This window comes from Bradyrhizobium sp. 1200_D9_N1_1 (assembly GCF_052075915.1).
Lineage (GTDB): Bacteria > Pseudomonadota > Alphaproteobacteria > Rhizobiales > Xanthobacteraceae > Bradyrhizobium > Bradyrhizobium diazoefficiens.
Window position 1 is genome coordinate 3,166,729 of sequence record NZ_CP197226.1, and the last position, 18,139, is coordinate 3,184,867.

Annotated in this window: 20 protein-coding genes; 8 read left to right on the top strand and 12 right to left on the bottom strand. The window is 60.9% G+C overall.

Annotated elements, in window-relative coordinates; all coding sequences use genetic code 11:
• Positions 1–354 precede the first annotated feature (354 nt).
• Positions 355–1,119 carry an IS5 family transposase gene (locus tag AB5K84_RS15210; protein ID WP_014498598.1) on the top strand — a complete coding sequence of 255 codons (765 nt, stop codon included), beginning with the start codon at positions 355–357 and terminating at the stop codon, positions 1,117–1,119.
• A gap of 12 nt (positions 1,120–1,131) precedes the next feature.
• Here AB5K84_RS15210 and AB5K84_RS15215 read toward each other — a convergent pair whose 3' ends face one another.
• From AB5K84_RS15215 to AB5K84_RS15240, 6 genes are all read right to left on the bottom strand, one after another.
• Complete coding sequence (locus tag AB5K84_RS15215) at positions 1,132–1,308, bottom strand: hypothetical protein (protein ID WP_171463796.1); 177 nt, start codon at positions 1,306–1,308, stop codon at positions 1,132–1,134.
• A 1,135-nt stretch (positions 1,309–2,443) separates the two neighbouring features.
• Positions 2,444–2,815 carry an Imm1 family immunity protein gene (locus tag AB5K84_RS15220; protein ID WP_075969264.1) on the bottom strand — a complete coding sequence of 124 codons (372 nt, stop codon included), beginning with the start codon at positions 2,813–2,815 and terminating at the stop codon, positions 2,444–2,446.
• 4 nt (positions 2,816–2,819) lie between these two features.
• A complete protein-coding gene (tnpC, locus tag AB5K84_RS15225) occupies positions 2,820–4,430 on the bottom strand; it encodes an IS66 family transposase (RefSeq protein ID WP_441232537.1) in 1,611 nt (536 codons plus the stop codon).
• Positions 4,431–4,489: 59 nt separating this feature from the next.
• Positions 4,490–4,840, bottom strand: coding sequence for an IS66 family insertion sequence element accessory protein TnpB (gene tnpB, locus AB5K84_RS15230; protein WP_441232538.1), 351 nt, complete (start codon positions 4,838–4,840; stop codon positions 4,490–4,492).
• A complete protein-coding gene (gene tnpA, locus AB5K84_RS15235) occupies positions 4,837–5,208 on the bottom strand; it encodes an IS66-like element accessory protein TnpA (protein WP_039187448.1) in 372 nt (123 codons plus the stop codon). The genes tnpB and tnpA overlap by 4 nt, the downstream gene beginning before the upstream one ends.
• Before the next feature lie 388 nt (positions 5,209–5,596).
• The gene (locus AB5K84_RS15240; RefSeq protein ID WP_110116783.1) at positions 5,597–6,100 is read right to left on the bottom strand and encodes a pilus assembly protein N-terminal domain-containing protein; all 504 of its coding nucleotides are present in this window, start codon (positions 6,098–6,100) and stop codon (positions 5,597–5,599) included.
• 213 nt (positions 6,101–6,313) lie between these two features.
• On the opposite strand from AB5K84_RS15240, the gene AB5K84_RS15245 reads away from it, so the two are divergent.
• Together AB5K84_RS15245 and AB5K84_RS15250 are read left to right on the top strand one after the other, a co-directional pair.
• Positions 6,314–6,538 (top strand): hypothetical protein, encoded by a 225-nt coding sequence (locus AB5K84_RS15245; protein ID WP_244647628.1) that lies wholly within the window; start codon positions 6,314–6,316, stop codon positions 6,536–6,538.
• A 222-nt stretch (positions 6,539–6,760) separates the two neighbouring features.
• Positions 6,761–7,519, top strand: coding sequence for a hypothetical protein (locus AB5K84_RS15250; protein ID WP_162603686.1), 759 nt, complete (start codon positions 6,761–6,763; stop codon positions 7,517–7,519).
• Positions 7,520–7,783: 264 nt separating this feature from the next.
• Here the strand turns inward: AB5K84_RS15250 and AB5K84_RS15255 are convergent, their stop codons facing one another.
• Positions 7,784–8,527, bottom strand: coding sequence for a Crp/Fnr family transcriptional regulator (locus tag AB5K84_RS15255; RefSeq protein ID WP_110116781.1), 744 nt, complete (start codon positions 8,525–8,527; stop codon positions 7,784–7,786).
• Between the two features lie 570 nt (positions 8,528–9,097).
• Positions 9,098–9,337: a hypothetical protein gene (locus AB5K84_RS15260; protein WP_162603685.1), complete on the bottom strand. Its 240-nt coding sequence runs from the start codon at positions 9,335–9,337 to the stop codon at positions 9,098–9,100.
• A 396-nt stretch (positions 9,338–9,733) separates the two neighbouring features.
• Between AB5K84_RS15260 and AB5K84_RS15265 the strand changes: the two genes are divergently transcribed.
• The 5 genes from AB5K84_RS15265 to AB5K84_RS15285 all read left to right on the top strand — a co-directional run bounded on the left by AB5K84_RS15265 (position 9,734) and on the right by AB5K84_RS15285 (position 15,107).
• Positions 9,734–10,834, top strand: coding sequence for an adenylate/guanylate cyclase domain-containing protein (locus tag AB5K84_RS15265; protein WP_110116780.1), 1,101 nt, complete (start codon positions 9,734–9,736; stop codon positions 10,832–10,834).
• Positions 10,835–10,847: 13 nt separating this feature from the next.
• Complete coding sequence (locus AB5K84_RS15270) at positions 10,848–13,073, top strand: hypothetical protein (RefSeq protein WP_441232792.1); 2,226 nt, start codon at positions 10,848–10,850, stop codon at positions 13,071–13,073.
• A gap of 461 nt (positions 13,074–13,534) precedes the next feature.
• A complete protein-coding gene (locus AB5K84_RS15275; RefSeq protein WP_129557355.1) occupies positions 13,535–13,759 on the top strand; it encodes a DUF6894 family protein in 225 nt (74 codons plus the stop codon).
• 397 nt (positions 13,760–14,156) lie between these two features.
• The gene (locus AB5K84_RS15280) at positions 14,157–14,387 is read left to right on the top strand and encodes a methyltransferase family protein (RefSeq protein ID WP_370204558.1); all 231 of its coding nucleotides are present in this window, start codon (positions 14,157–14,159) and stop codon (positions 14,385–14,387) included.
• 78 nt (positions 14,388–14,465) lie between these two features.
• Positions 14,466–15,107 carry a hypothetical protein gene (locus AB5K84_RS15285; protein ID WP_129557354.1) on the top strand — a complete coding sequence of 214 codons (642 nt, stop codon included), beginning with the start codon at positions 14,466–14,468 and terminating at the stop codon, positions 15,105–15,107.
• A 99-nt stretch (positions 15,108–15,206) separates the two neighbouring features.
• Here AB5K84_RS15285 and AB5K84_RS15290 read toward each other — a convergent pair whose 3' ends face one another.
• From AB5K84_RS15290 to AB5K84_RS15305, 4 genes are all read right to left on the bottom strand, one after another.
• Complete coding sequence (locus AB5K84_RS15290) at positions 15,207–16,208, bottom strand: ABC transporter substrate-binding protein (protein ID WP_097532597.1); 1,002 nt, start codon at positions 16,206–16,208, stop codon at positions 15,207–15,209.
• Between the two features lie 340 nt (positions 16,209–16,548).
• Complete coding sequence (locus AB5K84_RS15295; RefSeq protein ID WP_049823476.1) at positions 16,549–17,325, bottom strand: lytic transglycosylase domain-containing protein; 777 nt, start codon at positions 17,323–17,325, stop codon at positions 16,549–16,551.
• Complete coding sequence (locus AB5K84_RS15300; RefSeq protein WP_060908333.1) at positions 17,313–17,765, bottom strand: hypothetical protein; 453 nt, start codon at positions 17,763–17,765, stop codon at positions 17,313–17,315. The genes AB5K84_RS15295 and AB5K84_RS15300 overlap by 13 nt, the downstream gene beginning before the upstream one ends.
• Before the next feature lie 128 nt (positions 17,766–17,893).
• A complete protein-coding gene (locus AB5K84_RS15305; protein WP_143279781.1) occupies positions 17,894–18,139 on the bottom strand; it encodes a hypothetical protein in 246 nt (81 codons plus the stop codon).

An 18,139-nucleotide genomic window follows, 5' to 3' on the forward strand; every position in this document is an offset into this window, starting at 1 on the left:
TCCAGCCAAGGTCTGCGAGAGGATGAGACGAGATGGAGGTTCGGTCTTCCCGGCGCATGCGAACACTGGTGACCCAAATGGCCCAATCGAGGCCTGTCCGCTAATGAGAACGCACGCGCGCTGATATCCATGATGGCCCGGAGAGAATGCTCCAATCAAAGGCCGGATACATTGATGCAAGACCACTCACCACCTGATCGACGAACCTCTTGCTACGCACGGCCGGACCATACATTGGGTCAGGAACGACAAAACTCAAGGTGAGCATAATCGGTCGGCTTTCGAGTGCATAGCGACCAGTTGAGCCCGACAGCCGAGCCATGATTCAAGCCACACAACGGAAGGGGCCGAATCATGCGCTACGAACTCACGGACTATGAGTGGTCCGTCATTAAGCCGATGTTGCCGAATAAGTCGCGCGGCGTGCCGCGGGTGAATGACCGTCGTGTCCTCAACGGCATCTTCTGGGTCTTGCGATCCGGAGCGCCATGGCGCGACCTGCCAGAAAACTTCGGTCCGTACACCACTTGCTACAATCGATTCGTTCGCTGGCGACGGGCCGGCGTGTGGGCCAAGCTCATGAGCGCACTGGCCGGCGCCCATGATGCTGCCGTGCAGATGATCGACACTTCCATTGTTCGCGTACATCAACATGGGGCCTGCATCACAAGAAACTGGCGTCAATCGATGGGAAGGTCACGCGGCGGTCTGACGAGCAAAATCCACGCGGTGGTCGACAGCAATGGTCTACCGGTACAACTTGCGTTGAGTCCTGGCGAGGCGCACGACGTTCGACTTGCCGGTAAACTGCTCTCTCGTTTGAGATCCGGATCAATGCTGCTCGCCGACCGCGGCTACGACGCTGACTGGATCAGGGAGCTTGCCATGAAAAAGGGCGCATGGGCCAATATCCCGCCGAAAAGCAATCGGACCGATCCGATCTGCTTCAGCCCGTATCTCTACCGCGCCCGCAACCGCGTCGAGCGGTTCTTCAACAGGATCAAACAATGCCGTCGGGTGGCGACGCGCTACGACAGGCTTGCTGGAAACTACCTTGCCTTCATCCAACTTGCATCTATCCGGCTATGGCTCGCCGCTCGTTATGAGTCCGCGCCCTAGCCTTCGATCACGCTACTTCGGCTCTTGCTTGCCAGCCAATTCGCGAGCAGCCAAGCTAAGCTCCAGCTCTCTAAGCTGTTCGACCAACTGCTCCACGATCTCTTCACAGTCAGATGGCGTCAGTGAATGCACGCCGCGCAATGCCAGTTGGTTCTGGAGGATCGTCGCCATCATGGCTTTAACGCTCATTACCTCTCGCCTGAAAAGCTAATCGCCATAATAACAATCTGAAGTAGATGCCAAACGCTACGGATGCGCAATCTCCGTAGAATTACGGGCCATAACGAGGCCTTTGCACTGCATATGCGGCATGCTCGACAACCACCTTTGGCCGCCGCTCGACAATTGAGCGCGAATGAGAAGCGCCGGATTGCGCCCGTTGTTTTCGGGACGCGATTTGAAGCGTAACGAAAGCCGAATCGCGCTTCGAGAAGTAAAAATTGGTTCTGCGTAATAACTATAATGACTCCGACGCAAAAATAGAAAATAGGGTGCAAAAAACAAAATAATGGGAGGAGTAGTGGTGGATACTGTAAGTCGCCTGCGCGCAATGGCATCGCTGTGCCGTCAGACCGCCGCGCATCACCCTGATCGAAGTTGGAAACTGCTCGCCGAAGCTGAGTTTTGGGAGCATTTGGCCAATGATGCGCGCCTCGATTATTTCGAACAATGCTCAGTTGGCCCATCACTTCAGCCAACCGGAGAGCGGAGTACCACGCAATCGGAAGCGGCCCTTGTGAGATGAGTGCCCCGGCGAAAGACTCCTGCGAAATAGTTCGTTAGCTTCTGTGTGCCTGAAATATAAAGTGCCGCTCACCGCCGATTTGCGGCATTTGGAATGGGAATGCCGGCCCTGGCTGTTTGCCCCCATCCTGCGGCTGGGGCCATTTTGAACTTTGACTAAATCGTTCAAACCCGGTCCACGAGCATGTTCAAGGGCATTGCCATCGCGCTATTTGGAATAAGCATTTTTCGCAATTTGATCGGGCGCTCTTCTATGGCCGCAGCACTGATGCTGCGATCAGGCTTGTGCGGGAGATCAGCCGAGGCTTTGGGTTACAAGGCACCGCACGCGAGCGCCTCGTTCATCAGACCAGCGCGTGCGACGGCTACTTCTTCACCAGTATTCCAACCGTTCGGGCCATCCGCCTAACTGATCCGGCGTGGCGGCCCAGCTCGGCGGCTCTCTTTGACGCGCCAACTCCCTGCCGCGCCAGCCTAATCAATCGTCGGAGCTCCTGCTGGGCCCATTGCTTTGGCTTCGGTGCTTTCATGGGTACGGCGCTCAGAACGTATCCATCCGGCCAAGACCGCGGCAGATCTGTTACGCGATTTGCCACGCGACGTGATCGTATCGTGCTCCGTCATTGACGAAGAAGTACGCAATCGCTTTGTAGCATTCTTCTAGATCTATGCACCAGGATAGGGGATGCTCGTCGACCTGCCCGTTGGAGAGTGTGTAAGCGCAGGTTCCCTGATGGTCTGGGTTACCCTTTGTCACGACGCCGCTATCACCATTGAACCGCAGATACATAAGCCAAGCGTGGCTACCATTGCGCAGCATGGCTAAGGACTGACCGTTCGGTACCGATATCCAGAGTTCGAACTGCGGTTGCTTGTCGATGCGATCCAGAGCAAGGCTCAGATGCTCGACAGTGGCAATCGACAAGTCAGTTCCGTTAAACGTGATCTTCATCTGATCAGGCAGCGGCGACAAGGGTTCTGGGTTTTGACCAATTCCACGGCAGCAGCTCGTCGAGCCTCGACGCCGGATGATCATTGATCCGCAGCAGCACGTCCGCCAACCAGGCCGGCGGATCGAGATCGTTGAGCTTGGCGGTCTGGATCAGGGTGTAGATGACGGCGGCACGGCGGCCGCCATCGTCGGAGCCGGCGAAGGTCCAGTTCTTGCGGCCGACGGCCACGGCGCGTAGCTCGCGTTCGGCCGCGTTGTTGGTCATGCACAGCCGGCCATCGTCGATGAAGCGCGTGAACACCTCCCAGCGCTTGAGGCTGTAGTCGATCGCCTTGGCGGTCTCGCTCTTGCCGGAGAGCTTGGCGCGGCGCTCGTGCAGGAAGGTATGAAGCTCATCGACCAGCGGGCGGCTGCGCGCATGGCGCGCGGCTTTGCGCTCGTGGGCCGGCAGACCGTTGATGTCGCGCTCGATCGCAAACAGGGCGTCGATCTTCGCGATCGCTTCGATCGCGATCGGCGCCTTCTTCAGCCGTGCGATCTCGAAGAACTTGCGCCGTGCATGCGCCCAGCAGCCGACCTCGATGATCGGGCCCGGCTTCCGCGATGGATCGTAGAGCCTGTTGAAGCCGGCATAGGCGTCCGCCTGCATCGGTCCGGCATAGGTCGCAAGATGCGCCTCTGGATGGGTGCCGGAGCGGTCGGGCGAGTAGAAGAACACGGCGGCCGGCGGCGCGTGCCCGGCGAAGGGCCGATCGTCGCGCACATAGGTCCAGACGCGCCCCGTGCGCGTCTTGCCCTTGGCCAGAACCGGCACCGTGGTGTCGTCGGCATGGATGCGCTCGGCAGCGAGGACATGCGCCTTGATCGCATCGACCAGCGGCATCAATGTCGCCGCCGCCGCGCCGACCCAGTCGGCCAGCGTGGAGACGTCCAGGATCACACCTTCATGCGCATACGTCGTGCTCTGCCGGTTGAGGGGCAGGTGCAATCCGTATTTGGCGAATAGGATGTGCGCGAGCAGACGCGGTCCAGCGCGCCCGCGCGAGATCGGATGGAACGGCGCCGGCGGCTGGCTGATCGCCTCGCAGGCGCGGCAGGAGAACTTCTCACGGACGTGCTGGATCACCTTCCACTGCCGCGGCACGAGCTCCAGCGTCTCGGTCACGTCCTCGCCGATCTTGCGCAACCTGTCGCCGCCGCAACACGGGCAATGGGCCGGCGCGGGATGAACGACGCGCTCCCGCGGCAGGTCCTCGGGCAGCGGCCGCCGCGCCGGACGCCGCCGCTCGAATGGCTGCACGTCTATCTTCGCGGCCTTGGCCCGTTCGGCTGCCAGCTGCGCATCGGCTTCGGCCTCCGATGCATCCTCCTCGAGGTCGGCGAGTTCTAGCTCGAGCTGATCGAGCACCGAGGCTCGTTCGGAGGATTGGCCGTGCTGTTCGTGCTTGAGCTTGGCGATCGTGAACTTCATCTGCTCGATCAGCAGCGTGCGGGCGCGGACCTCGGCTTCGAGATTGCGTGCCTTGGCTTCCGCCGCAAGCTGGGCCGCCTGGCCGGCGAGCACCAGCGCCTTCAGCGTCGCGACATCATCAGGGAGCGAATCGGCTGTGATCATCGCAGAAGATGGAATCACAGCTCCGCCCGGTACGCATCAGTGCCGTTACGTTCGAGCGCTCAACCAACAGCTTCCGGGCGCCACGTCCGCTGCGGATGCCGCCAGTCGATGCCTTGGAGCAGATAGCCGAGCTGGGCCGGCGTGATCGTCACGGCTCCGTCCACAGCCTGTGGCCAGATGAAGCGGCCGCGCTCCAGCCGCTTGGCGAACAGGCACATGCCCTGGCCGTCGTGCCACAGCACCTTGATCAGCCCGCCGCTGCGGCCGCGGAACACGAACAGATGGCCGCCATGCGGATCGCGCTTCAAGGTCTCCTGGACCAGCAGCGCCAGGCCGTCGAAGCCCTTGCGCATGTCGGTATGGCCGCTCGCCAGCCAGACCTGTGTGCCGGAGGGGATCGGGATCGTCATCGCGAACCCGCCCGGAGCGCCGTGATCACCGCCGTCACCGTCGCGGCATCCGCCGCGCCGCTGATCCGGATCTTGGTCTCAGTCCCGATCTCGACTTCGATCAGCCCCTGAGGCGGAGCTGCCGCTGCGTGAAGATCGGGATCGGCTGCAATCGTCACAGCGGCGAAGCCGGGCACGGCAGTCTCCTCGCCGCACAGCTGCTGGCGCCAGCGGAACACCTGGCTGGAATGCACACCAAACGCGCGCGCCACGCCCAGGATCGTCGCACCCGGCTGCAACGCTGCAGCGACGATGCGCTCCTTGTCAGCCCGCGACCAATGCCGCCGTCGCCGCTCCGACGTGATCACTTCCACTTCCGCTTTGGCCATAGGACTAGCTCCAGGACTAGTCCTATGGCTTCGCGAAGCCTCACTGCCGACGCAAGGTGGCCGTCACCGGGGGCTTACCTCAGAACCTGCCGAGTTAACCAGCGCGCCTAGTTGCCAACACTTGGGAAATTTACGGATCATGCCTTCCATCACGAGGCTCAGCGCTACGGCGGATTTGGCCCTCGCGAGAGGGGCTTGTGCGGCGTCCCGGCTATTGCGTGAACTCTATTGGGGATCGAATCGGCGCACGGATAGTTGGCGTCGCGGGCGTAAGTAGGCCCGCTATGAAAGGTAGATCGGACCTGCCGCATGCGAACGCCCGACCGCCGCTTTTGACCCCATAGCTGACTTCGACGACTGGATCAGGTGCGCTGTCCCCGAGGGACCGCTACCGCCCATATTGCTTGGTTGTCGACACCGTGCCGCCGTCCTGCGTGGGCCTTGTCACTGTGACAGATTCAGCAGATGGTTCATCCGGGTCGCGCCCGCCGTTCGCCAGCTTCTTGTCGAGGTCCGTGCGCCCGCACCCGGTTTCACTGCAATACCAGCCGATGTAATCCTTGCCGCCCGTCCCGTAGAGCTTGATGAGATGTCCGCTAGACGGCGTGACGTTGATGGCCGCCATATACGGCTCCTCGCCGGGCTGGTTGACAATCATCAGGGTGCGACCAGGGGCGAGTCCGGATACGGTAAGTTTCCGGTCGGTCTGCGGTATCAGTTCTGCCGTGCCGTGGGTAACGACCGTGGGGTCTTTGAACGGCTTTTCAAATACCAGCGTTCTGGATTCCCCGACCGCCAGATCGATCGTGTCCTTTGGTTCAAGGATTTCCGGCGGCTGAGCCAGCGCGGGTCCGGCCATGAGCAGGCCAAAAGCGATAATCACCAGACGCATAATGATGCCCCCCTACCCGTGTAGAGGGCCGGAGGGTATGCTTTGGGAGGCGGTCAGCCAATGGCGCTAACGGGGTACTCCCGGCAACCCTTTAGCCGGGCTTTTTTGTTAGATCAGGGGCTCGGCAGAATCATTCGGGAAGCGTGACCTTAACTTTAGGAAGCGTTCTCGGGCCGCGAGTCCACGGGGTATTTAATGCAGATTAAGCTTCCTATGACCGATCTCAAGGCAGCCCAAAGCGTCGACAGTGTTGCGCTCAAGGACGAAGACGGGAGAGATGTAGGCCAATACTTCTTCGGAAAGGGCCATGGACGAACCGTCTTCCTGATGGGGAAGTACAAGGGCACTTTCAAGACCCACGCGGAGTGCCAAGCGTTCGTTGATGGAGCACTTGCGGTGATCAATCGTCTTTCTGATGACTCCGCACCTCTACTGTAGGCCAGTGTGCGTTCGCGCCGACACACCAGCTCGACCTTCGGCCCGCTACAGCGCACGTAGCCGACACCTAGCGATGATTGATCCAATTTCAGCTAGTGGCCCATGAGCGAAGTGGCGACACGTTTCATTGAGGTCCGCTTGGTGGGGTAGAGCGGACTGACTTTGCTCACTCTGAGTTCTTCGCATTTTGACCCATCGCGGACATCGTCCGATCCTTAAAAATTGAGCATTCCACGCCGCGAAGGGTTGATATATTGGCATTATGCAACCAAGTGGACCTCTGGCATTTCGATGCAGGCAATGAGTTTGCAAATCAATCTCGGGAACGCGGGAGCCTTAATCCTCGAGGAACAGTCCGCCTCAATTGTGATTGTCAGCGCAGTTGGCATTGCCGTTCTGTTGATATTGATCCTCGCGCGAGTGCAGCGGACGGAAGCTCGTCTATCGCTAGTCGCTCTCGTGCTGATCACGGTGCCGATCTTGGCACTGTGTATTCCTGCTTCCTGGTACGTCGTCAGATCGATGCTTATCCCCACCAAAGCTGCAGAGATCGAGCTTGCTGATTTGGAAGCCACACTCGGACTTGAATTTTACTTGCACTGGAGCTCCGACTCGGGGCGCTACCTCGTCGTAAGAAACTCCGCAGGTGTGGTCAGACAGCACCTGTCCGCCTTTGATTGGACGCACTGGCCCAGAACGAGCGTCTACCTCATCAATGACGGACGGGTCGCCGTTTTGGGGCCAACCTATGACGACTACATCGTTGATCCAAAGAGGCGCACCATCGAGACCCTGTGGAACGGAACACCTTCCGACACTTGGACCTATTTCGGAGCGTTTGATTTCAGGAATGAGAAGCTCGTCTTCATTCCTGCATCGGAGCAGCGCGAGTGCACCGCGACACGGGACGTAACTGAACCATCGGCCGCTAGGCCCGAAGGGCGTAGTGATCGATGCGATCAGGAGGCACTCAAATATTAAGATGTTTGCAATAGCAGGACCTATTTCCGGTTCTGGCCGATCGCTTCCGTTGACGCGGCACAACCACATGTCGGTTCATAGGGGCAGACCGGAAGTTCGTAACCGAGCGCCAAACCGACGCTATTGACCCCGCAACGGACATTAGGTGGGAGGTCCCGCTCAAGGCATGGGGCGGCGGCCTGATCGGCCCGAAGGATCCGCTATCCAGCACCGTCTTCGCCGACTTCACCGGCCGCGCCGAAGCGGCTACATCGCCCGTTTCATTTACTGCGTCGGCAGAGCCAAAACGCGAGATTGGGTTGCATTCATAGAGAAGATCCCCTCGATTTCGAGATGCATGGTGTCGCGGCATTCGCACGCCAGCGCTGCGAGCCGCGAAGGGTCGATCTCGATCTCGCCTCGCCGTTCAGATATGATCGCTCCGGAAGCGCGCAGATTCCGCATCAGGAGCGTCACCGTCGTTCGTCGCACACCCAGTATTTGCGAAAGCGCCTCCTGGGTGAGCGGGAGGACATCGTGGTCGACGCGGTCGCGAAGATGGAGCAGCCAGCGCGCCATGCGGGCTTGGACCGGATGCAGCGCATTGCAGGCCCCGCCGATTTGTAGCTGTATCAGCATCGCCTTGAAGTGAATCTGGACTGCGTGACGGATCGCGGGGCTCCGGCTGAAAGCGGCGTGGAATCGCGATGCGGGGATCCGCGAGGCGGTGCCCGCGGCACGAACGATGGCGGTAACGGCCGCAGGAGACGGCCCGAGCACGGAAAGAGTGCCTACTGCTCCCTCGCGCCCTATTGCGGCGCTGGCGACCGTCTGCCCGTTCGCCATGTCGATCATCACAGAAATGGCGCCACTATGGGGGAAGAGGACGTGCTCGGTCTGGTCACCCGCCCGCGAGACGACCGAGTCCCGATCGAGCGCGACCATCTCTAGGTCGGGTGCCAGCAGATCGAGATCCGCCGCCGGTAGTGCTGCCAAAAGTCGGTTACCGATCCCGCTGGAAAGCGTCACTGTAGCCCGCCGCGAACCATCCGCCGCATCGCATTTCGAGCGGCATAGGGCGGCAACCTCGAACTTTGTTTGAATCCGCCTACGCTTCGCCCCCGAAATCCAATTCAGCTGCGGAAGCTCTCAATGTCAAAAATTGAACTCCAAACACACGCGATCGCGAGGCGAATTTTTGTCTCGCCGGATCATTGAGGACTTAGATTCCAGCGTTACGCGGCACAATTGCAAAATGCGTATGGGTAACATCATAGGGAGTTCCAATTTCCGGGGCGCGGCAAACGCCGCGGCGATGTCGGAAGAGTGTGCGCGAACCATGCCCCGGATCGCGATCGTCGCGTTCTGCACGATGATGCGCACAAGCTACTGGAAGCTTACGTCTTGGAATTCTGCCAGCACGCCCCGCCGAGACAGACGATGCGCGGCATTCCCCGCGCATGCCGACGAGGTGGTCGTTTGGTCCGAAAGTGGCACCTTTCTTGGACCTCGCGCGATGTCCGCATTGCGTCCGTGATGCGCAGCAAAGCGGACACTAGCGGTCCATTTGATGTCCGCCTTCCCTTGATGGACTGCAGATCAATCCGTCAGCAGATCATAGTCCCGGCGCAAAACAGTTTGGACGTGAACCGCGGCGCGCGCGGCGGTATTGGCATCTGCCGCGCCCGCTACGATCACACAGAGCGACCAGTTATTTTCAGCGTGCTTTGTAACGCGATTGATCGCTATTTCCAGGACGTTATGACAGCCAGGCTGCTTTCTCACTTCTAACAACGCTCGACGCTGCAATTCCTGGATTGAAACGCGGATCTTGGGCATAGGACTCGCTCGGAAATCTTACTGGTTGGGGGCCGCGCGCCCTATACCTAACAGAACAAGCGCAATTCGGGTTCCACTTGCGAGAGGCACGAACCTTCGATCGCAAGCTTGGCACCCGATATCCTGCTGCAGCTGACACTCGCGATGTCAGCTCATCGGGGTAAAGTGGACTTCGCAACAGAGCGTGCCCAAGCCCGAAATGACCCTAAACCGACATCCCGCAATGCAAAGATCCTGGCCGCGAATTCCGCGAAAATGGACGTCGAATCCGAGTTAGCCGACAAAGCAGGAGCCATGCTGAGAAACCGAGGAATGCGGCAGCCCTCAGTTGTCCTGGCTTGCCGCGCCACAATAACTCTGAAACAGTAGACACGGCTCGTCGGATAGGGGGCGCTCATGGAGTGTCCAAATTGCCATTCCGACACACCGGACACCGGCAAGTTCTGCATAGCTTGCGGCGCCGCGGTCGAAGCGCGCTGCCCCTTCTGCGGTAGTGCAAACCGTCCAAATGCCAAGTTCTGCGCCGAGTGCGGCAGGCCTCTCACCGCGAGAGCCTCGACCACCCGTGAGGCGCCGCTGTTTGCGGCGGCCTGTCCGATCGCTCCAGTTGCCGCATCCGCCGAGCGGCGGCAGTTAACGGTGATGTTCTGCGATCTCGTCGGCTCGACACAACTGTCCGCGCGGCTCGATCCCGAGGATCTGCGCGACGTCATCGGTGCGTACCACCGTGCCGTCGCCGAGATCATTGCAAGGTTCGAAGGGTTCGTTGCCAAATATATGGGCGACGGGGTGCTGGCCTATTTCGGATATCCCCGAGCCCATGAACACGATGCCGAGAGGGCGGTCCGCGCCGGTCTGGCATTGGTCGAAGCGGTACCGAGGCTGGAGCTGATCACCGAATGTGGCCTGCAGGTCCGCATCGGCATCGCTACCGGTCTTGTCGTCGTCGGCGATCTGACCGGATCGGGCGAGGCGCAGGAACGCGGTGTCGTTGGCGAAACCCCCAATCTCGCCGCCCGCCTGCAGACGCTGGCGCAGCCCGGCATGGTGGTGATCGCGCCGAGCACGCGACGGCTGACCGGCGGCTACTTCGACTACCGCGAGCTTGGCGGCGTCGCGCTCAAAGGCTTTGGCGAACCTGTCAGCGCTTGGCAGGTGGTGGCCGAGAGCGCGGTCGAAAGCCGATTTGACGCACAGCACGAGATCGCGCTGACCCCGCTGATTGGGCGTGAGGAGGAAGTCGAGCTGCTGCGCCGCCGCTGGCGTCAAGCCGAGAAGGGCGAAGGCCGAGTGGTGCTGCTGGTCGGTGAGGCTGGCATCGGCAAGTCGCGATTGACCCGCGCGCTGCTGGAGGGGCTGGCCGCCGAGCCGCACCTCCGACTGCGCTACTTCTGCTCGCCGCATCACCGGAACAGCGCCTTGTTCCCGGTGATCAGCCAGATCGAGCACGCCGCCGGCTTCCTCCGCGATAACACCCGCCGAGCAGAAGCTGGCTAAGCTCGATTTACTGCTGGCTCGCGCAGCCGCCGAGCCCGAGGCGGTCGACCTGATCACCGACTTGCTGTCTTTGCCGGCGAGCCACCCTGCACCGGAGCCGAGCCCGCAGCAGCGCAAGGAGAAGACGCTCGCGGCATTGCTCGCCCAAGTCGACGGACTGGCGCAGGAGCAGCCGGTGCTGATCTTGTTCGAGGACTTGCACTGGATCGACCCGACCTCGCTCGAATTGTTGACGGCGATCGTCGATCGGGTGCAGCGTCTGCCGGTGCTGCTGCTGGCGACCGCCCGTCCGGAGTTTATGCCGCCCTGGCCTAGCCACGCCCACGTCACGGCATTGTCGCTGACCCGCCTGAGCCGGCGTGAGTGTGTGGCATTGGTTGAGCAGATCACTGGCGGCAAGGTGCTGCCGGACGAGATTCTGGAGCAGATCCTCGCCCGCACCGATGGTGTCGCACTGTTCATCGAGGAGTTGACCAAGACTGTCATCGAAGGCGACATGCTGATCGATATGGGTGATCGATACACGATGGCGGGGCCGCTGCCGTCGCTGGCCATCCCGACGACCCTGCACGATTCGTTGATGGCCCGGCTGGATCGCTTGGCGCCGGTCAAGGAGGTGGCGCAGATCGCGGCTTGTATCGGGCGTGATTTCGACTACGATCTTCTCGCGGCGGTTTCGGGCATGCCCGAAGACGGCCTCCGTTCCGCCCTCGAGGCATTGCGGCACGCCGAGCTCGTGATCCCCCGCGGGCTGTCTGGCGAATTATTCAGCTTCAAGCATGCTCTTGTCCGCGACGCCGCTTATGCCGGGCTCCTGAAGAGCCGCCGCGTGCAGCTTCACGCAGCCATCGCCCGCGCGATCGAGCAATCCTTCGCGCACCTCGTCGAGACCGAGCCGGAAACCTTGGCACATCATCTGACCGAGGCGGGGCTGCCCGAAAAGGCGGCGGGTTACTGGCTGCGCGCCGGCAAAATCGCCGCCTCGCGCTATGCCAATATCGAGACGATCGCCCATATGCGCCGGGGCATCGAGGCTGTCCGCCGCTTCCCAAGCGGCGCAACCAATGACCGGCTCGAGCTCGACTTGCAGTTCGTGCTGGGACCTTGCCTGATCGCCACCCAAGGTGTGCGCTCGAACGCCTATGCGGCAACCGTCACTCGCGCCCGCGAGCTTTGTGAGCGGCTCGGTGATACGCCTGAGTATCCGCACGTCATTCAGTGGTCAGCATATATGCATTTCGTCCGCGCCGAGTTGCCCCAGGCGCTGGACGGATTCACGGCTGCGCTCGGGCTTGCCGAAGCGGCCGAAAACCGGCCGGCTGCGGTCAACGCGATGCGTACAGTCGGAGCGACGCTGCTGTTTATGGGACGTCTCGTCGAAGGACGGCGGATGCTCGAGCGCAGTCTCGCCGAGTTCGATATGTGCGACGAAGCCGAAAGCTTGGCAACTCGGGCGACCGCTTGGGATGCCGGTGTAGCGGGCAATTTGCAGCTGAGCTGGACATTGTGGGCGCTTGGCTACCCGGATATGGCCAGGGCCAGGATGGGCGTAGCCCTTCAGCGCGCCGAGGCGATCGGGCATCCGCACACCGAGGCTTATGGCGCATATTACGCATCCGTTCTCCACGCCTTCTGCCGCGCGCCGGCCGTTGCGCACGCGCACGCCGAGCGTTGCCTCGCATTGTCGGAAGAGCACGGCTTCGAGTTGTGGCGCAACCGGTCACGCGCCGTTCGCAGAATTTGCGCGAACCAGTTCGACCCGTCGTCGGATTCGCTGGCAGCAGTGAGCGGCGAGTTGGCCGAGTTCGTCGGCACCGGCTATCAGATCAGCAGCACGGCGCTTTACGCCCTGCTGTCGCAGGCATTTTTGGCAAGGCGTCAGCTGATGTCCGCCCGAGAAATCGTCGGCAAGGGTTTGGCAACCGCCGAGCAGACGAGCGAGCGTTTTCTTGAAGCGGAGCTCCTGCGCCAGAAGGCACGCGCACTGGTCATCGAAGGTGGACCCGGTGTGTTGACCGACGCGCAAAAACTGCTCGAAGAGTCGCGGGCGCTCGCGCAGAGTCAAAAAGCCCGGTCGCTCGAACTGCGCGCCGCCGCAGACCTGGCCCGGCTCCACCGCGATCAGGGCCGCTACGCCGAAGCCCGCGAACTCCTCACGCCGGTCTACAGCTGGTTCACCGAGGGGTTCGACACGCCGGATTTGCAGGAGGCGAAGGCCTTACTGGAGGAATTGGGGTGACACCACAATGTGAATAGATGCAGTTTCCCGCCATTAGCAGATGCGTCCTCAACGACGGGGTGATGCCGATTCCCCGTGGAAGTCATAGCGCCCATTCCTGAGAAACAGATCCTGCGATGATGTCGCCTGTTGGCCCGTTTGAGACCTTACGATGGGCACTGAACATGTCCGCTCGCCGGGGCGCACCGGAAGTCATGTGGGAGCTCGCGCCGACGGGGCGGTCAAGGCTGATCAGGGCGTTGTTGGCGATCGGCCCGGCGCTTCTCACCCGGCAAAGAGGCGCCGGGCCTATTGTTTGCGCGAATTGCACAACATTTCCGCGGGCCATCTGTGCGGCGAAAGCGTTCTGATCACGCGGGTCCTTGGTGCGACACCTGGAACATCCCAGCCTCGGACCATCCATCCGCGAGCCCCTGCTTCCTATCGGTAGCAGGGGCTTTGGCGTTCGTCGGACATTTTCCATGCCTCTGTATTCATTCAAGCTCATCAATACCCGCCTTGTCTCGGATTTCGGAGTGCATGAACTTCCAGGCGAAGCGGAGGCGCAGATAGAAGCTATCAGGCTTGCTCGGTCGCTGCGCGAAACTCGCCCGGAGCTGATCGGCCATCACTATTCGGTCTCTGTGATTAACGATGATGGCGCAGCTGTTTGCACCATTCCGTTGGATAATAAATGGGCTGATTAAGCCCGCCAGCGTGAACCGGCGGGCGGTCAGGGACGTCGCTTGTCCGCCCGGACTTCGAGTGGAGCCAACCAACGGTTGCTGCGAGGGTATCGAAACACTAAATGACCAAAGGCTGGAGGGCGTTTCGCGGATCCCGGGTGCTGCCCTAATGCGGCCACTTCAAGTTCTGCCCATGGTCTGCGGGCGTTCGCGTTTGTGACGCTCTTCTACCTCTAAAGGGGTAGGTATGTCCGTGTATGTTCGATGCTGGCAGCGCTCGCGGAGGGAATCGAACACCTGGGAACCAAAGGTTCCACCGGGGGTTGGTCCAGTTCACCGGATGCCTTACCGCCGATTACCATCCGGTGCGGAATGGCGGCCCCAGCCCCGCCCCCCAGCCTAGCTGGGGCCGTCTGTTTTGCGGAAAATCCGAGGTAGATCAGCTGCCCGCAATCCGCTCTACCTCGCCGGCACGATACTTGTACTGGGGATTGGACTGGTCTCAGGGATCGCGTGGTTTTTGCTGCTTGCCGTCCTCGCTGCCTTCGCGGTGCAAAAGCTCGCCATCGAGAGGGAGGAAAGGCATCTCCAGGCGCGATTCGGGAGGACCTATGCGGATTACGCCGGGCGTGTGCGGCGGTGGATCTAGGGTCACGTGTGGCACCACTTCGCTTCCTCCGAAATGGTAAATTAGCGGATGCCAGTCTCGGCTTACCTCAAGGCAGGCTTGTTCGTGGTTGCCGCAGCCGCCGCATTGTTCGCGGCAGCCGGCACGGTCGCCATCCCGGGCTTTTGGGCGTATCTCGCAATTTTCGCCGTCGTCATGATCGTTTCGTTTGCGGCGCTCGATCCGGACCTCCTGCGCGAACGCATGCGGCCGGGCGGCAAGAAGCCGCCGCTCGCGTTGAGGGTCTTCTCGCTCGTTCTGTTTATGCATTGGATCGTTGCGGGGCTCGATCGTGGCCGTTTCCATTGGAGCGACAACGTGCCTGACTGGCTGCAAGGGGTTTGCCTGTTCACGTTCGCAGCCGGCTATGCCTTGGCACTATGGGCCATGCGCGTGAACCGGTTTTTCTCCTCTGCCATTCGCATCCAGACCGACCGCGGCCAGCACGTCGTCACCACGGGGCCCTACGCATTATTACGCCGCGCGGGTCCGATGGCGGCTCGTTCCGGGCATTTGGTGAGAGCCAGACCTCACTTGGGAAAGCATGCTGCTCACCAATCCGGGTCGTTACCATCTCAGAGAGGAAGCAAGCGAGCCATGTCTGAAAGTGGCCCACAGCATCGAACCGTGACGTTCACTCTGGCGTCGGCTGTTTGGGGAAGACCGGACGTAGTTGCGGGCATGCTAAATCGACGCGAATGACCCGAAACGGACGGCTCGTCTCTGGCGGCAACAAATGTTAATTCGTCATGCGCTGCGCAATCCAACCTTCATGACGACCGGCAACATCCACGCCCATCTTCACTCGATGACGCGGTCGGCGCGTTTCAGCATGTCGGCCGGGACGGTCACTCCCAGTTCGCGCGCGGTCTTGAGGTTGATCACGAGCTGGTGCTTCGAGAAGACTTCAATCGCGGTGTCCGCGGGCTTTGCGCCCTTGAGGATCTTGTCGACATACACCGGTACGCGCGTATATGTGGACGTGTAACTTGTACCGTAGGACATCAGGCCGCCCGCGTCCGCCTGTCCACCCCACAACATCGTCGGGATGCGCCGCGACGTGGCCAATTCCGCGACGGTTTTAGGAATAGCGAAAACGGCTGGGACTTCCAGCACCACCAGCGCCTCGGCGCCCTCGTTCGCTATGGCCTTGAACGCAGCATCAAAATCGGGCTTTGGGCCGCGCAATTTCAGGACCTGAGGCTTGAGGCCGGCCGCGCTGGCGGCGGCCACATTGGCGCGGTCGATGGGCGCCAAACCGTTGGCGTCGGCGCCGGGAATGTCTGCGTCGCTGAAAATCGCGACCCGGGCGAGTTTCGGAATCATCTCCTTGAGGAGTGCCATGTGCCGAACGGGGAGTTCGGGATCGTTGTTGGTGACTCCCGTGAGGTTTCCGCCAGGCCGCTCAAGCGTAGTCGCGGCGCCAATGGCGACCGGATCGGCGACAAGGGTAAACACGATCGGGATCGTCGTGGTCGCTTTTCGCGCCGCGTTTGTTGGCGGACCGCCATAGCTGACAATGACGTCTACGCCCTTGCTGACCAATTCAGCGGCGAAGCCAGGCAGGCGGTCGAGCTGTCCTTCAGCAGCACGCACCTCATAGAAGACATTGGTTCCTTCGACATAGTCGAGTTGCGTCAAACCAGTACGAAGCGATTCGGTTTCCGGGCTGGGGTTGTTACGGTTCAGGAGTACGCCAATCCGATATACTTTGCCGGCTTGCTGGGCGTGCAACGTGCCCAAGGTCAGGGCTAGCCCTGTAGCTGACGCCGCGGCACCCATTAGAATGCTACGCCGATTCATGGCAATTCCTTCCGAAGATGATCGTTTGGATTTCTCGGTCTGATGGTGCGGCATCTTACATGGTTGACCACCGTGGGAACGGAATATCTTGCACGAACGCGATGCACCCTATTGGCCCGAACGCGAAGCCCAGACCGGCTCTGAAATCGTCCGGTTGTCGCGATAGACCAGACGTGACCGGCGGCGGTCAGGACGGCGCCTATTGACCCTAAGCCGAAGAGCGCCTGAGACGCCGTGATGTCCGCTGTCGCTGGTAAACCGGACACCGAGCTGAACGTGCATCGACCGCAGCTTGTGACCCTGAACGGTCGGAACGTGTGGAGTACTTGAAACGTGGCCTTCACGAGCGCCCCGCCGAGTTGCCTACTGCCATCTTGCGTTCGGCCCAGCTCTTGATATCGCCGACCGTCATCGCCTTGAGGAACGGATTGGCGTTGACCAGCTTTTCGCGCGTGGTCCGACCCGTCGCGTCAGCAGCGGCCATAAGGGAAGCAGCATCGGCACTTTCTGCGCCGGCCAATAGCGCCACGGCGCCCGCCGGTCCCGCGAAATGGGCAAGGTAGAGAGAACCGGGTGTGATCGGCAGACTGCGCTTGTTCAGCATCGCGGCATATTCCTCGACCAGCCGTGCGGCGATCTCTCGCGCAAGCTCGGCATCTCGCCGCAAGTCCAACACTTGCTTGTCGGTGCGGCCCTGGATCAGATCGCGTCGGTGCCTTCGAACGGCTTCGAGCCACGTGTCATCGAGAAACTGGGCGGCGCCAGTCGCGCTCGACCGCTTGTTCCTTGCATTCGGGTCACCATTGGACTCGGCTATGATAATGCGCTCGACCAACGCCTTGGCGGCCGTCCTGTCGATCGATTTTCCGTTCAAATGCGCGTCGCGAAACAGGACGAAACTTACGACGAAAGCCACGCCGATCGCCACTCCAAGAACGAGCGTGATGGATTCCGCCGACAGCCAGTCCCGCGCGGCGACAACGGATCCACGCTCATCGGGGCGAGGCGGCCGGATTTCGTCGGCACGGCTTGTTTGCTCTGACGAACGCGCGAGGAGCCGCGGATTGCCGTCGGCTATCTCGCCGATAAAGGGAAATCGTTGGGCTAGGTCTGGCATCCCGTTGACAGGTTCAATGCTTTGAATAGGCCTTCGAAGGCAGCTGACCGGCAGGGCTTGACCTCCGCGACCGATTTGGCGCGATTGGCATTCGCAGTTGCCTTGGAAGTTTCCTGCCGAGGCCGAGGTCTGGGCAGCATGACTGCGGATTTTTCTTCGCTTGCGCTGCGCTTGTGTTGCTCGATGATCTTCGACGGCTCTTGCGCAACAATCGCTGTTAGATGCGGCGGAGGCATCGGCTCGCTCGAGGGCTGCAGCGCTTCAAATTGCATGTGCGGGATTTCGAGCCGGTCTGCCGTCGTCAGTGTATCGTGTGAGGCGCGTAACCCGACGGTTGCCTGAGCGGGCGGCTCGTTCACAGGCTTTGTGGTGCGCGGTGGTGTCTCGAGCTCCATCACCGCGAGTGTACCGAGGCCAACAAGGATGAGAGCCACTCTCATCTGATTTCACGCTTTCCGAACGAGAAGCCTCGCTCAAAGCCTGCCGGAAATAAGCTCCCGAAAATCGGCGAACAATTGCAAACATCCAATAAGGCGGCTTAGCGGCAGAAGTGAACCTGCAGGCGCGGTTACGTGAGAAGATCAGAGACAGGGTTAACGCGGGTCGAGCTGGCCGGCTTGAAAAGACCGTACTCGGGATCGATCGATGGGCGACCGATATGGCTGTAGAACGCAGCCATCTCGCGATGAACGTCTGCCAATGCCTGACTGACGAACACATCGATCTTGCGTAGGAGGTCGGAGGCCGGAACGCGCTCCTCCAAATGGAAAGAGTAGGAGAACTGGGCCTGACCCGCCCGCTGGCGCCCCATCAC

Coding starts and splice junctions, on each gene's coding strand:
- AB5K84_RS15210 (WP_014498598.1), top strand. CDS start 355: ATGCGCTACGAACTCACGGACTATGAGTGGTCCGTCATTAAGCCGATG.
- AB5K84_RS15215 (WP_171463796.1), bottom strand. CDS start 1,308: ATGAGCGTTAAAGCCATGATGGCGACGATCCTCCAGAACCAACTGGCA.
- AB5K84_RS15220 (WP_075969264.1), bottom strand. CDS start 2,815: ATGAAGATCACGTTTAACGGAACTGACTTGTCGATTGCCACTGTCGAG.
- tnpC (WP_441232537.1), bottom strand. CDS start 4,430: ATGATCACAGCCGATTCGCTCCCTGATGATGTCGCGACGCTGAAGGCG.
- tnpB (WP_441232538.1), bottom strand. CDS start 4,840: ATGACGATCCCGATCCCCTCCGGCACACAGGTCTGGCTGGCGAGCGGC.
- tnpA (WP_039187448.1), bottom strand. CDS start 5,208: ATGGCCAAAGCGGAAGTGGAAGTGATCACGTCGGAGCGGCGACGGCGG.
- AB5K84_RS15240 (WP_110116783.1), bottom strand. CDS start 6,100: ATGCGTCTGGTGATTATCGCTTTTGGCCTGCTCATGGCCGGACCCGCG.
- AB5K84_RS15245 (WP_244647628.1), top strand. CDS start 6,314: ATGACCGATCTCAAGGCAGCCCAAAGCGTCGACAGTGTTGCGCTCAAG.
- AB5K84_RS15260 (WP_162603685.1), bottom strand. CDS start 9,337: ATGCCCAAGATCCGCGTTTCAATCCAGGAATTGCAGCGTCGAGCGTTG.
- AB5K84_RS15265 (WP_110116780.1), top strand. CDS start 9,734: ATGGAGTGTCCAAATTGCCATTCCGACACACCGGACACCGGCAAGTTC.
- AB5K84_RS15275 (WP_129557355.1), top strand. CDS start 13,535: ATGCCTCTGTATTCATTCAAGCTCATCAATACCCGCCTTGTCTCGGAT.
- AB5K84_RS15290 (WP_097532597.1), bottom strand. CDS start 16,208: ATGAATCGGCGTAGCATTCTAATGGGTGCCGCGGCGTCAGCTACAGGG.
- AB5K84_RS15295 (WP_049823476.1), bottom strand. CDS start 17,325: ATGCCAGACCTAGCCCAACGATTTCCCTTTATCGGCGAGATAGCCGAC.
- AB5K84_RS15300 (WP_060908333.1), bottom strand. CDS start 17,765: ATGAGAGTGGCTCTCATCCTTGTTGGCCTCGGTACACTCGCGGTGATG.